The sequence below is a fragment of the Cellvibrio sp. BR genome, from assembly GCF_000263355.1.
Taxonomy (GTDB): Bacteria; Pseudomonadota; Gammaproteobacteria; order Pseudomonadales; family Cellvibrionaceae; genus Cellvibrio.
Window position 1 is genome coordinate 144,101 of record NZ_JH668201.1, and the last position, 12,945, is coordinate 157,045.

14 protein-coding genes are annotated in these 12,945 nt (G+C 48.4%); all 14 read left to right on the forward strand.

Annotated features, from left to right (window positions below; all coding sequences use genetic code 11):
* Positions 1 to 121 precede the first annotated feature (121 nt).
* The 14 genes from flgK (at position 122) to ispF (ending at position 12,919) form a co-directional block, all read left to right on the forward strand.
* Positions 122 to 1,489, forward strand: coding sequence for a flagellar hook-associated protein FlgK (gene flgK, locus O59_RS05905; protein WP_040391604.1), 1,368 nt, complete (start codon positions 122 to 124; stop codon positions 1,487 to 1,489).
* Positions 1,490 to 1,533: 44 nt separating this feature from the next.
* Entirely contained in the window at positions 1,534 to 2,448 is a 915-nt protein-coding gene (gene flgL / locus O59_RS05910) for a flagellar hook-associated protein FlgL (RefSeq protein ID WP_007640536.1), read from the forward strand.
* A gap of 17 nt (positions 2,449 to 2,465) precedes the next feature.
* A complete protein-coding gene (locus tag O59_RS05915) occupies positions 2,466 to 3,506 on the forward strand; it encodes a hypothetical protein (RefSeq protein ID WP_007640537.1) in 1,041 nt (346 codons plus the stop codon).
* A 254-nt stretch (positions 3,507 to 3,760) separates the two neighbouring features.
* Entirely contained in the window at positions 3,761 to 4,093 is a 333-nt protein-coding gene (locus O59_RS05920; RefSeq protein ID WP_007640547.1) for a hypothetical protein, read from the forward strand.
* An 86-nt stretch (positions 4,094 to 4,179) separates the two neighbouring features.
* Complete coding sequence (locus tag O59_RS05925) at positions 4,180 to 4,677, forward strand: CinA family protein (RefSeq protein ID WP_007640548.1); 498 nt, start codon at positions 4,180 to 4,182, stop codon at positions 4,675 to 4,677.
* Positions 4,678 to 4,800: 123 nt separating this feature from the next.
* Positions 4,801 to 5,844: a recombinase RecA gene (gene recA, locus O59_RS05930; protein ID WP_007640549.1), complete on the forward strand. Its 1,044-nt coding sequence runs from the start codon at positions 4,801 to 4,803 to the stop codon at positions 5,842 to 5,844.
* A 211-nt stretch (positions 5,845 to 6,055) separates the two neighbouring features.
* Positions 6,056 to 6,622 (forward strand): DUF4136 domain-containing protein, encoded by a 567-nt coding sequence (locus O59_RS05935; protein WP_007640550.1) that lies wholly within the window; start codon positions 6,056 to 6,058, stop codon positions 6,620 to 6,622.
* A gap of 61 nt (positions 6,623 to 6,683) precedes the next feature.
* Positions 6,684 to 7,157, forward strand: a complete 474-nt coding sequence (locus tag O59_RS05940; protein ID WP_007640551.1) for a regulatory protein RecX — start codon at positions 6,684 to 6,686, stop codon at positions 7,155 to 7,157.
* A gap of 252 nt (positions 7,158 to 7,409) precedes the next feature.
* Complete coding sequence (locus tag O59_RS05945; RefSeq protein ID WP_040391605.1) at positions 7,410 to 9,029, forward strand: CTP synthase; 1,620 nt, start codon at positions 7,410 to 7,412, stop codon at positions 9,027 to 9,029.
* A gap of 72 nt (positions 9,030 to 9,101) precedes the next feature.
* Positions 9,102 to 9,953 (forward strand): 3-deoxy-8-phosphooctulonate synthase, encoded by an 852-nt coding sequence (gene kdsA, locus O59_RS05950; RefSeq protein ID WP_007640560.1) that lies wholly within the window; start codon positions 9,102 to 9,104, stop codon positions 9,951 to 9,953.
* 31 nt (positions 9,954 to 9,984) lie between these two features.
* The gene (gene eno / locus O59_RS05955; RefSeq protein ID WP_007640562.1) at positions 9,985 to 11,274 is read left to right on the forward strand and encodes a phosphopyruvate hydratase; all 1,290 of its coding nucleotides are present in this window, start codon (positions 9,985 to 9,987) and stop codon (positions 11,272 to 11,274) included.
* Between the two features lie 92 nt (positions 11,275 to 11,366).
* A complete protein-coding gene (locus tag O59_RS05960) occupies positions 11,367 to 11,645 on the forward strand; it encodes a septum formation initiator family protein (protein ID WP_007640566.1) in 279 nt (92 codons plus the stop codon).
* 44 nt (positions 11,646 to 11,689) lie between these two features.
* Complete coding sequence (gene ispD, locus O59_RS05965; RefSeq protein ID WP_007640568.1) at positions 11,690 to 12,400, forward strand: 2-C-methyl-D-erythritol 4-phosphate cytidylyltransferase; 711 nt, start codon at positions 11,690 to 11,692, stop codon at positions 12,398 to 12,400.
* Positions 12,401 to 12,439: 39 nt separating this feature from the next.
* Positions 12,440 to 12,919 carry a 2-C-methyl-D-erythritol 2,4-cyclodiphosphate synthase gene (gene ispF / locus O59_RS05970; RefSeq protein WP_007640570.1) on the forward strand — a complete coding sequence of 160 codons (480 nt, stop codon included), beginning with the start codon at positions 12,440 to 12,442 and terminating at the stop codon, positions 12,917 to 12,919.
* Positions 12,920 to 12,945 lie beyond the last annotated feature (26 nt).

The window sequence follows — 12,945 nt, forward strand, 5'->3', positions numbered from 1 at the left end:
AAGTTAAGAAGATTAGGAAAGTTAAGAAATTAGAAAGTACAGAAAATTTAAACGCCAATTCCACATCCCTGCGCAGGTTCACTAAACCAGCCCGGGAATAATGGCAGACAAGGTTAACGATATGAGTTTTCTCAACCAAATCGCCCTCAGTGGTGTGCGCGCCGCCCAGGTTGCCATAGCCACCACCGGGCAGAATATCGCCAACGTCAACACGCCTGGTTTCAGTCGTTTGAATACCGTTACCCAGTCCCTTGCCGGGCCCGGCGGGTTAAACGTTGGGGGCGGGGTAGAGGTAAGCAGTATTCGCCGTATGGCGAGCGAGTTCCAAAATCAACAGCTCTGGCGCGCCACTACCGAGCAAAATTACTACGCCAGTCGGCAGGAGTACCTGACTTCGCTGGAAGGTTTAATGTCTGGCACTGGCTCCAGTATCAGTGTGGGTTTGGATCAGTTTTTTGCCGCCCTGAGCGAGGCCAGCGCCACGCCCAACTCGATTGCGTTACGCCAGCAGGTCGTTGCTGAAGCGGGCAATATGAGCCAGCGTTTTAACGGTTTGAGCAGCAATATCGATGCTCAGGTGCAAGCCCTGCACGAACAGCGCACGGCCATGGTGACGACCATCAATGGTCTGACCGATAACATCGCCAAGCTCAATAAAAAAATCATTGAAGCGGAAGCCGTTAAAGGCGATACCACCGCGCTGCGCGACCATCGCGACAGCTTGGTACAAGACCTTAGTCAATATGCATCGCTGCGTGTCAATGAAGTGCCCGATGGCTCACTCAGCGTTACGCTCTCCAATGGCCAGCCGTTGGTGGCGGGTATCTCTGCAGGTCAATTGCAGGTGTCGCTGCTGGCGACGGGCGAACAGCAGGTATCCCTGTCCTTTTTAGGCACCAGTTTTCCGCTTAAACAGGATAATTTCGGCGGCTCGTTTGGCGGTTTGTACGACGCTGAATATGGCGAGCTGCGCCCGAATCAGGAGGCCCTGCATGAAATGGCCGCGCAGTTTGCGCAAAAAGTGAATGATATTTTGGTCACCGGTTTTGATTTGGCTGGTAACCCCGGTCAGCCACTGCTCAGCTATGACCCCACCAGTTCCACCCAGCTGCTCAAGGTTAATAATCTGACCCCGGAGCAACTGGCCTTTTCCTCGGTGGCGGGCGAGACCGGCAATAACGAAGTGCTACTGGATTTACTCGCTATCAAAAGTCAAAACATCACCTTAAATGGCAGTTCGGTGACTTTAAACGATGCCTACACCAGCTTACTGGGCACGGTTGCCAGCAATAGCCGCCAAAATCAGGCCGATTTGAAATCCACCACCACGGTGACCCAGCAGGCACAAGCCCAGCGCGACAGTGTCAGTGCCGTCAGTCTGGATGAAGAGGCGGTCAACCTCATGACCTACCAGCAGGCCTATCAGGCCAATATGAAAGTCATCAGCACTGCCAACCAATTATTTGATGACATGCTTGCTGCCTTTTAAGGCGCTGCACGCACTCACTATTTTCAGGATTCAAGGGGCATAACATGCGCATTACCAACGCACAAATCACCGCTACCATGCATAACTCAATGAATGGTAATTCGGCGCAGTTGGGCAAAATCATGCAGCAGTTGGCGACCAATAAGCGCTTGTTACTGCCGTCGGATGATCCCATCGCCAGCGTCAGGGTTATGCGTGTGCAACGCGAAGAGGCCAGCCTGGAGCAATATCGCAAAAACATCGATAACGTGTCCGGCAGCCTGTCGACCCAGGAGGCAAACCTCACCTCCATGTCCGATGCCATGCTCAATGTGCGCGATCGCCTGTTATGGGCTGCGAATGGTTCCAATACCAGTGAAGACTTGGCCGCTATCGCCGGTGAGTTGGAAAACCTGGAAAAAACCCTGTTCAGTGCCATCAATGTACGCGATGAAGAGGGACGCTACCTGTTCTCCGGTACGCTCAGCGATACCCCCGCCGCGACTTACGACACGGCGACCGAAACCTATAGCGTGACTGGCAATGACAAACATCGCCAAGCCGCTGTAGCCAATGGTGTACTGCTGGCCGAGAACGTCACAGCTCATTCAGTCTTTGGCGCGGGTCTGGATATGCTCAATGAACTGCATGGTTTGGTTGCGACACTCAAAGATCCACTGCTCGATGCTTCTGACCCAGCGGTGCGTGCGCAAATTGAAACCACTATCAACCAACTGGATACCACCCATAACCAGTTGCTGGCGACAGTCACTGAGTTGGGTGGTCGTCAAAATACCTTGACGCTGCTCAGCGACAGCAATGATGAGGTGTCATTGGTCAACAAGAAAATTGAAGGTGAGTTGTCCAATTTGGATTACGCCGGTGCAACAATTGATCTCAACAATTATCAATTGGCGCTGCAAGCAACACAGAAAACTTATCTGAAAATTAATCAGTTATCGCTCTTTAGTTTGCTGTAATCAGAGGAGCTATAGCGATGAAGATTGACAAGCAAAACCCTGTCGCCAATGCCTTAGACACGCGTGCGCAAGCGCGGCCGCAAGTTGCTCCTGCAGCGACGTCGCGTCAGGCTGCGCAGGAACCGCCAGCGCGCGAAGCCCGCATGCAGAAAAGTACCGATGGCAGCAAGGGTTTTAATCTTCAGCTTAACCAGCAGTTATCCTCCATGCAGGCAGCAGATCGCTATTTGGGCGATTTGTCGGAGCAATTATCGACGTTGAAACTGAGCATTAGCCGCCAGCTCAGCGCACCACAATCGGCTAGTGAGCGCGAGACTATTGCGCATCATTTGCAGCAGGCAAATAGTTTGCTGGCTGAACGCAGCAAACGTTCCGGCCAATCGCTGGACGCCAATTTCAAGTTGCGTCTCAACGAACCCTTGCGTAGCCGTTTTACGATTGACGGGTTGGAATCACTGGAAACCATTCGGCACGCGGGTAAAGAAACACTGTTATTCACTGCCGGTCGCGCGTTGCCGGAGCCGGTCGCGCTGGTGCTCGATGAAGGCATGAGTGAAGAGCAAATACTGCGTCGCTTGAACAGTAGTTTTGGCAGCGTGGGTATTCGCGCCGAGTTAGATCCGGATGGTGCGCTCAAGTTTTCCATGCCGGAAAATGATTGGCAGCTGTTCAAAGAACAGTTGAAAGTGAAAGGGGAGGGCAAACTGTTCCCCGCACTGGGTAACGGTATCGCCCCGACCACTGAAGATGGCTTTTTGAAGTTAAGCGCGGCCCTGACACAGGAGTCATTCCGTGAATTGCGTCAGCTGCTGGACTCGGTGGTTACCGCGCTGGATCGTATCAGCAGTCTGCGTCAACACATCAGCCTGCGGCAGGAGGATGTTCGCGAGTTTTTGGCCCAGCAAGAGAGTCAGGACGAAAAACAATGGGCGTTGAATTTTGCGGGTGCCGTATTTGATATTCAGGGACGTAAAGCGTCCAACTATGCTGTGGTTACACAAACTGTTGTCGCACAGGCGCAGCTCACGCGCTTCGCCGTGGTCAGCCTCTTGTCGTGATTTGTTAAACAGCTCCAAACACGCAAGTCTTCATTTCCCGCCTTGTAGTACGGGCACTTTTTTAGCTTATTGACCCTAAGAGGTTAGCGCTCATGAGCGGCTTTAATTCGCGCTCCCATGAAATTAACCCTGATACAGCCAAACCGCGTAGCAATCCGTCGTCCGGTACCGGCAACCGCAGAGGTATTCTTCGCTTGGGAAACCTTGTAACATCCTTGTTTATTCTTATAACAAAGCGATGGCGGGGAACAGCAATGGTTTATGTACAGCGCGATGCACAAGGCAAATTGCTCAGAGTTGAGCCAGCCCCCTTTGATGGCATGAGCGAACCTATTTCCGTAGAAAGTGAAGAGCTGCACAATTGGTTAAAAGTTAAAGAAGAAGTTAAGGCCCGTTTGGAAAGCCTTCATTCTTCCGACCTCGAACTGGTTCGTGTACTCGAAGATGTGGTCAACGTATTGGTGGATCGCGGCGTTATCCAATATACAGATCTCCCTGAGGCAGCAAGTACCAAGCTGGATCAGCGCGCTGTAGCTCGCGCCGACATTGAAGGCTTAACCAGTTTGCTAAAAGATTCCGGCGAGTAATACAGGTTACTCCTGTTTTTCATTCCAACCCCGCTATCTGCGGGGTTTGTTGTTTTTGGGGTTGTTGATTCTTGTGGAGTATTGAAATGACGACGTTGGTAAAAGAATTGGCGCAAAAACTCGGTGAGCAGTTGGCAGCTAAAGATTGGCGAATCGCCACCGCTGAATCCTGTACTGGCGGTGGTGTAGCGGCGGCAATTACTGCCATCGCCGGTAGCTCCGCGTGGTTTGAATACGGCGTGGTGAGTTATGCGAATGTCGCCAAACAAAAACTACTGGGTGTTAGCGCGCAAACGCTGGATATAGAAGGTGCAGTGAGCGAAGCCGTTGTTGTGGAAATGGTGCGCGGTGCATTGGCGCTTTCGGGGGCGGATCTCGCAGTGGCCATCAGTGGTATTGCTGGCCCTAGCGGTGCCACACCGGGTAAGCCGGTTGGTACTGTATGGTTTGCTTGGGCGACAGCGGCGGGTGATCTGAAAACGGATATGCAACTTATTGATGGAGATAGGGCGGCCGTCCAACATGGCGCGGTAATTTACGCTCTGGAAGGCGCTCTGGCGATGACCAAAAAAAATACTGTATAAATTACTAGTACTGTTTGCGCATACAGCTTTTTCATGTATGCTATGTTCATAGTCAGTTGCCTAGTGGCTGACCACAAAAAGATTCTATAACCAGTTTTCACTATTGTTACGTTGAGGTGTCAGATGGATGCGAATAAAGAGAAGGCCCTGCAGGCTGCATTAAGTCAAATCGAGCGTCAATTCGGTAAAGGTACCGTAATGCGTATGGGCGACAAAGAACAAGTCGCCATTCCTGCCATTTCAACTGGCTCCTTGGGGCTGGATGTCGCTCTCGGCATTGGCGGTTTACCCAAGGGCCGTATTATTGAAATTTATGGTCCTGAATCATCTGGTAAAACGACCCTGACTCTGCAAGTTATTGCTGAAGCTCAACGTATGGGTGGGACCTGCGCATTCATTGACGCCGAACATGCACTTGACCCTATCTATGCCTCCAAGCTCGGCGTCAATGTTGAAGATTTGATTATTTCCCAGCCAGACACCGGCGAACAAGCTCTGGAAGTGACCGATATGCTGGTACGTTCCGGTGCAGTGGATGTTCTGGTTGTTGACTCAGTTGCTGCATTGACACCACGCGCTGAAATTGAAGGCGAAATGGGTGACCATCACGTGGGTTTGCAAGCGCGTTTAATGTCGCAAGCGCTGCGTAAAATCACTGGTAATATTAAAAACGCTAACTGTCTGGTGATTTTCATCAACCAGATCCGGATGAAAATTGGCGTTATGTTCGGCAACCCCGAAACTACCACCGGTGGTAATGCACTCAAGTTTTATGCTTCAGTACGTTTGGATATTCGCCGTATTGGTGCAGTGAAAGAGGGTGAGGAAGTTGTGGGTTCTGAGACTCGCGTGAAGGTGGTGAAAAACAAAGTTGCACCGCCATTCAAACAAGCTGAATTCCAAATTCTCTATGGTTCTGGCATTAACCGTATGGGTGAAGTGGTCGATTACGGCGTTAAGTTGGGCATGATTGATAAAGCGGGTGCCTGGTATAGCTATCAAGGCAACAAGATTGGTCAGGGTAAAAACAACGTGATGAAATTTTTACAGGAAAATCCGATTATTGCGCAAGAGCTTGAGCAGCGCGTGCGCACCGAACTTCTTGCTACGCCCGCACTATCTCTGAGTGCCGGTGGTGCAGAAGTGACCGATGATGTAGAAATGTAATTTGTAATGATCTGTACAAAACCCCCATCAGCAGGAATGTTATGGGGGTTTTTGTTGTCTATAAGCTCGGTTATTGTGATTTCCCTAAAGCGCTGGCAGATAGCAATTCGTAGAATGTATCGCCAAGGTGTTTGGTTTCCATTAAGCTGCGTATTAGTAAATTGTTAGTGTGAATCTCACAATCGCGCTTGATAAGAGCAAGAGGTAATTTATGAAAATATCACATTGGGTTTTATTGGTAGGTGCCGTGTTTCTTGCCGGTTGCAGTTCCCAGCCTTATGTTGAAACTGATCATCAGGCCGGGTTTGATTTTGCATCATTGAAAACATTCAGTGTTGCAGAAACCAAGCAGGACTCTAAAGAAGATATCCTGATTTCACCTTTTACATTAAGCCATATACATGCGGCGCTTGAATCTGAACTGGGTAAGCGCTACCAGCAGGGTACTTCTGGTTCAAAGCCAGACTTTATTGTCAGTTATCATGTAGTGGTTGAGGAAAAAATAGATCCTCGCAGTTACAACGATATCTATGGTTTCGGTTATTACGGCGTAGGTTATCGCTATCCACGCCCTTACTTTTTGGGCACCAATACCGGCTTGCGTGTATATAATCAGGGCAGCTTGATTATTGATATCGTGGATGCCAAAACCGATAAGCCTATTTGGCGCGGTGTATCAGAGAAACGTCTGAGTCGCAGTATGGCGCCACAACAGCAGCGTGAAGTATTGAGCAACGCTGTAGTGGAGGTCTTGGCGCAGTTTCCTCCTGTGAATTAATTGTTGTCAGTTAGTCTAATGGCCGCTTTTTGCGGCCATTTTTATTAGGGCTTTTGTTGTTATGGAAGCAGAATCACCGAAACCATCGGATATACGTTTTGCCGCCATGAATTTTTTGGCAATGCGTGAACATTCCGCTAAAGAGTTAAAGGAGAAGCTCGGGCGCAAGTATTCGGCTTGGCCATGCTTACTTGACTCGGTTATTCAAGCATTGATTGAACAAAATCTTCAATCCGATGAGCGTTTTGCTACCGCGTTTATTGCCATGCGTCAGCGGCAGGGTAAAGGCAGCCAGTTGATTCGTCTTGAGTTGCGTGAGCGTGGTATCAGTGCAGAGCTTATTGCAGCTTGTCTGGATGAGTCGGATGCCGAATGGCAATCATTAGCTTGTGATGCCCGTCGCAAGCGTTTTGGCAATCAAGTCCCTCATGATCAGCGCGAGCGCGCACGGCAGATGCGTTTTTTGCAGACCAGAGGTTTTGCCAGTCGCCATATCCAACAGGTGTTTAATGCAGTCGATACGGATTATTGTTAGCGCCAATTTCTTGAATAAACAATAATCAGTTAGTGGCGAGTGCACGCTTGTTACCTGCAATGTATGTCATCCCATCCTTTTTTACTAACGTCGCTTCATACCCCAATCCCAGCTTTTCGTTGAGCCGAAAGGGGCTTTCTGTTACTCTGGCGCCCCGTCCTGAACGATAAATCCCCAAGCCTCGCAAAGAGTGCTGTTGTAGGCATTTATCTCCATATCCGCTCCGCATTTTCACAGTTAATCAGGTTTTACATGACGCGCTATATATTCGTAACAGGTGGTGTTGTTTCTTCATTGGGCAAAGGCATCGCCTCAGCTTCTCTGGCAGCTATTCTTGAGGCGCGTGGCCTTAAGGTAACTATCATGAAGCTGGACCCCTACATTAACGTAGATCCGGGCACCATGAGCCCTTTTCAGCATGGAGAGGTATTTGTCACTGAAGATGGTGCCGAAACCGATCTTGATCTGGGGCACTATGAGCGTTTTATTCGCACCAAGATGACACGCCGCAATAATTTCACCACCGGTCGCGTGTATGAGACTGTATTGCGCAAAGAGCGCCGTGGCGATTATTTGGGCGGAACTGTGCAGGTTATTCCGCATATCACCGATGAAATCAAGCGTCGCATTCTTGAAGGTGGTCGCGATGTCGATGTGGCTTTGGTTGAGATTGGTGGCACGGTAGGCGATATCGAATCGCAGCCCTTCCTGGAGGCTGTGCGTCAACTCAAAGTTGAAATGGGTACGCGCGCATTGCTAATGCACCTCACTTTGGTGCCTTATATCGCCACTGCTGGTGAAACCAAAACCAAGCCGACTCAGCACTCAGTAAAAGAATTACGTTCCATTGGTTTGCAGCCTGATATTCTGTTGTGTCGTTCCGAGCGTTTGGTGGATGAAGATTCGCGCCGCAAAATTTCGCTGTTCACTAATGTTGCCGAACGCGCCGTTGTACCGCTTCCCGATGCAGACACCATTTATTCGATCCCGCGCTTGCTACAAAGCTATGGTTTGGATCAGATCGTTGTTGAATTGCTTGGTTTGCAATGCCGCGAGGCCGATTTGAGTGAGTGGGACAAAGTTGTTGAAGGCAAACTTAATCCCGTCAATTCCATCACCATTTCCATGGTTGGTAAATATATGGAATTGCTGGATGCCTACAAGTCACTCATTGAAGCACTGACTCACGCCGGCATTCATACCCATACTAAAGTCAATATTAATTACATTGACGCCGAGCGTGTTGAAAATGAAGGCGTTGGCATTTTAAAAGATGCAGATGCTATTTTGGTTCCCGGTGGTTTTGGTGAGCGCGGCGTAGAAGGCAAACTCATGGCGGTGCAATACGCACGTGAAAACAAGGTTCCGTATCTTGGCATTTGCTTGGGTATGCAATCTGTTGTTATTGAATTTGCGCGCAATGTGTTGGGTCTGAAAGGGGCTAACTCCACTGAGTTCGATCGCAATTCTCCGCATCCGGTTATCGGTTTGATTACTGAATGGATCACCTCGGAAGGTGAAGTAGAAAAGCGCGATGAGTCATCTGACCTTGGCGGCACTATGCGGTTAGGTGCTCAGGAGTGTCGCTTGGTTAGCGGCTCTAAGGCACGCGATATTTATGGTGCAGATGTGATTGTTGAACGCCATCGTCATCGCTATGAAGTAAACAACAATTATGTTGATCAGTTGCAAAAAGCCGGTCTAAAAATTGGTGGTTGGTCAGCGGATGATACCTTGGTGGAAATGGTTGAAATTCCCGATCACCCTTGGTTTGTCGCCTGTCAATTCCACCCGGAATTTACGTCTACACCACGCGACGGGCATCCACTCTTTACTGCGTTTGTAAAGGCGGCACTGGCTAATAAGAAATAAGCGGTAAGGGCGCAATTTATTGCGCCCTTACTTTTATCTGCAAGAAATATCCTGCGTTAAAAAGGAATAGATGTGTCACAACAAATCGTAAAAATTGGCAATTTACAAGTTGGGAATTCACTCCCTTTTGTTTTGTTTGGCGGAATGAATGTACTTGAATCTCGCGATATGGCTATGCAGGTTGCCGAGGCATATGTAGAGGCAACTGGCAAGTTGGGTATTCCCTATGTATTTAAAGCCTCCTTTGACAAAGCTAACCGCTCTTCTATTCACTCGTACCGTGGTCCGGGTCTGGAAGAGGGCCTCAAAATATTTCAGGAAATCAAACAAACCTTTAATGTTCCGGTGATCACTGACGTTCATGAAATTGATCAGTGTCAGCCAGTGGCGGATGTCTGTGATGTAATTCAGCTGCCGGCCTTTCTCGCGCGTCAGACGGATTTAGTTGTCGCTATGGCGAAAACCGGCGCAGTTATTAATATTAAAAAGCCGCAGTTTTTAAGCCCGGGTCAAATGAAAAATATCGTCGAAAAATTTGGCGAATGTGGCAATGAGCAAATTATTTTGTGTGATCGCGGCACTAACTTCGGTTACGACAATTTGGTGGTTGATATGCTCGGTTTCCGCACCATGCGCGAGGTGAGCGGTAACGCACCGGTTATTTTTGATGTAACCCATTCCCTGCAGTGTCGCGATCCCATGGGCGCAGCCTCCAGTGGTCGTCGTCATCAAGTAGCTGAATTAGCGCGTGCCGGTATGGCGGTGGGGCTGGCAGGTTTGTTCCTTGAGGCGCACCCTGATCCTAACAACGCAAAATGTGACGGCCCTAGTGCGCTACCACTGGATAAACTCATTCCATTTTTGCAGCAAATGAAAGCAATTGACGATTTGGTGAAAAACTTTCCACCACTCGACATTAACTAAATTTTTTGGAAATCTACTCTGGAGAAGATGAATGACTAAAATTGTTGATATTAAAGCCTTTGAAATTTTGGATAGCCGTGGCAACCCCACTGTAATGGCAGAAGTAATTTTGGATGATGGCTCAATTGGTTCTGCAACTGCACCGTCTGGCGCGTCTACCGGTTCACGCGAAGCATTGGAATTGCGCGATGGTGACAAATCACGCTACTTGGGTAAAGGTGTTTTGAAGGCTGTTAACAACATCAATACCACTATTAAAAATCTGGTAGTGGGTATGGATTCATTGGATCAGCGCGCGCTAGATAATGCCATGATCAAAGCTGATGGCACCGACTTTAAAACTGTGTTGGGTGCAAACGCAATCTTGGCCGTGTCCTTGGCAAACGCCAAAGCAGCTGCAATCTCCAAAAAAGTTCCACTCTATGCACATATCGCTGACCTGAACGGTACTCCAGGTAAGTACTCTATGCCTGTGCCTATGATGAATATCATTAACGGCGGTGAGCATGCTGATAATAACGTGGACATTCAGGAATTCATGATTCAGCCCGTTGGTGCAAAAACCTTTGCTGAAGCATTGCGTATGGGCGCGGAAATTTTCCACACCCTGAAAAAAATCCTGCACGATCAAGGCTTGAGCACTTCTGTTGGTGACGAAGGTGGTTTTGCACCAAACCTGCCATCCAATGAAGATGCACTGAAAGTGATTTCTACCGCTGTTGAAAAAGCCGGTTACAAGTTGGGGGACAACGTTACTCTGGCATTGGATTGCGCATCAACTGAATTCTACAAAGACGGTAAGTATGATCTGGCTGGTGAAGGCCGTGTGTTCACTACCAACGAATTCTCTGATTACCTCGCTGATTTGGCCGCTAAATACCCAATCATCTCTATTGAAGATGGTAAAGACGAAAGTGATTGGGCAGGTTGGGCTGACTTGACACAAAAAATTGGTCACAAAATCCAATTGGTGGGTGATGATTTGTTTGTTACTAACACCAAAATTTTGAAAGAAGGTATTGATAAGAAAATCGCTAACTCCATCCTGATTAAGTTCAACCAAATTGGTTCGCTTTCAGAAACACTGGATGCGATCAAAATGGCACAGGACGCAGGATACACTGCGGTAATTTCTCACCGCTCTGGTGAAACTGAAGATACCACTATCGCTGATTTGGCGGTGGCAACTGCTGCTGGGCAGATCAAAACTGGTTCTCTCTGCCGTTCAGACCGCGTATCCAAGTACAACCGTTTGCTGCGTATTGAAGCCGAATTGGGCGCTGCTGCTCCTTACAAAGGCCGCGCAGAATTCAAGTCGTAATCTGTGTGAAAAAACAAAGGCCGAATCATCGGCCTTTGTTTTTAGTGTGTTGATGAATTATTTAATGTCTCAGGCAATATTTGATTGAACTTATGAAGTGGCTGCTGCTGGTGCTGATAATTTTGCTGAGCTATCTGCAATACAGATTGTGGATTGGTGACGGCAGTCTTGCGCATGCACATCGGCTGGAAAATGAGATTAAACTACAGCAAGCTGAAATTGATCGCATGCGTGAGCGCAATCGCATTCTTGATGTTGAAGTGGAAGAGCTAAAAACAGGCTTGGACACTATTGAAGAGCGCGCACGTAATGACATTGGTCTGATTAAAAAAGACGAAACTTTTTTTATTATCCTCGATGACGAAAAATAATTTTTTATCAACTTGGATAAAACCCTCTACACAGATTGCATTCAATGACAGTATCTAATCAGCAAGCCCCTGCTTATTGGGTGGTAGTGCCTGCCGCAGGCATTGGTGCGCGTATGGGTGCTGATTGTCCCAAGCAATATCTTCCGCTGTTAAATAAAACGGTTATAGAGCATACCTTGTCCCGGTTGTTGGCCGTTCATGGCGTTGCTGGTGTCTATGTGGCATTGAGTCCAGATGATACCTATTGGCGGCAGTTGCCTATTGCCGATCATCCCGCCATTTATGATGTTGCGGGTGCAGCAGAGCGTGCTGGTTCAGTCCTGAATGCATTGGTTGCGTTAACCTCTGTGGCGAAGCCATACGACTGGGTTTTGGTGCATGACGCCGCGCGTCCTTGTATTACACCGGTGGATATTGAATTGCTCATTCGCGGTGTGGCGGATCATCCTGTTGGCGGTATTCTTGGGGTACCCGTCAGCGATACCTTAAAAATGGTCAGCGATGGGAATATCCTGTATACAACGGATCGTCGTGCTTTATGGCAAGCGCAAACTCCGCAAATGTTCCGTTTGGGCTTATTGCATGATTGTTTGCATCGTGCATTAGTTGAAGGTAAAACTATTACTGATGAGGCATCCGCGCTTGAGGCATTTGGCTATAAGCCGTTGATGGTGAAAGGTCGCAGCAGCAATATAAAAATTACCTATCCTGATGATTTGGCAATTGCCAGTTTTTTATTGCAACAAAATACCTAGTGTTATGTAGTTGTTTTTAGCAGGAATTAAAATATGTCTATGCGTATTGGTCATGGTTACGATGTTCACGCGTTTGGCGATGGCGATAAAATTGTTATAGGTGGTGTTGTTATTCCTCATCAGCGGGGTCTGATCGCCCACTCTGATGGTGACGTGTTGTTGCACGCCTTGTGTGATGCCTTGTTGGGGGCGGCGGCCCTAGGCGATATTGGTAAGCATTTTCCTGACACTGATATGCAATACCGCAATATTGATAGCCGTGCACTGTTGCGTATGGTTTATGCAAAGCTCAATCAACTGGGCTGGAAGTTGGCCAATGCAGACATGACCATTGTTGCTCAAGCTCCACGCATGGCAACCTACATTCCCCACATGGTTGAAACCATTGCAGCTGATTTGCACGTGGATTTGTCGCAAATCAATGTCAAAGCCACCACCACCGAGCGTTTGGGTTTTACCGGGCGCGAAGAAGGTATTGCTTGTTATGCGGTTGTTCTGATCGAAAAGAACAATCACTAATCGAGCTATTGTTATAGCCTCACCTA

Bases quoted from the DNA above. Each gene is read 5' to 3' on its own strand.
- O59_RS05915 (WP_007640537.1), top strand. From the start codon at position 2,466: ATGAAGATTGACAAGCAAAACCCTGTCGCCAATGCCTTAGACACGCGT.
- ispF (WP_007640570.1), top strand. From the start codon at position 12,440: ATGCGTATTGGTCATGGTTACGATGTTCACGCGTTTGGCGATGGCGAT.
- recA (WP_007640549.1), top strand. From the start codon at position 4,801: ATGGATGCGAATAAAGAGAAGGCCCTGCAGGCTGCATTAAGTCAAATC.
- O59_RS05920 (WP_007640547.1), top strand. From the start codon at position 3,761: ATGGTTTATGTACAGCGCGATGCACAAGGCAAATTGCTCAGAGTTGAG.
- O59_RS05935 (WP_007640550.1), top strand. From the start codon at position 6,056: ATGAAAATATCACATTGGGTTTTATTGGTAGGTGCCGTGTTTCTTGCC.
- flgL (WP_007640536.1), top strand. From the start codon at position 1,534: ATGCGCATTACCAACGCACAAATCACCGCTACCATGCATAACTCAATG.
- flgK (WP_040391604.1), top strand. From the start codon at position 122: ATGAGTTTTCTCAACCAAATCGCCCTCAGTGGTGTGCGCGCCGCCCAG.
- O59_RS05960 (WP_007640566.1), top strand. From the start codon at position 11,367: ATGAAGTGGCTGCTGCTGGTGCTGATAATTTTGCTGAGCTATCTGCAA.
- O59_RS05945 (WP_040391605.1), top strand. From the start codon at position 7,410: ATGACGCGCTATATATTCGTAACAGGTGGTGTTGTTTCTTCATTGGGC.
- O59_RS05940 (WP_007640551.1), top strand. From the start codon at position 6,684: ATGGAAGCAGAATCACCGAAACCATCGGATATACGTTTTGCCGCCATG.
- ispD (WP_007640568.1), top strand. From the start codon at position 11,690: ATGACAGTATCTAATCAGCAAGCCCCTGCTTATTGGGTGGTAGTGCCT.
- O59_RS05925 (WP_007640548.1), top strand. From the start codon at position 4,180: ATGACGACGTTGGTAAAAGAATTGGCGCAAAAACTCGGTGAGCAGTTG.
- eno (WP_007640562.1), top strand. From the start codon at position 9,985: ATGACTAAAATTGTTGATATTAAAGCCTTTGAAATTTTGGATAGCCGT.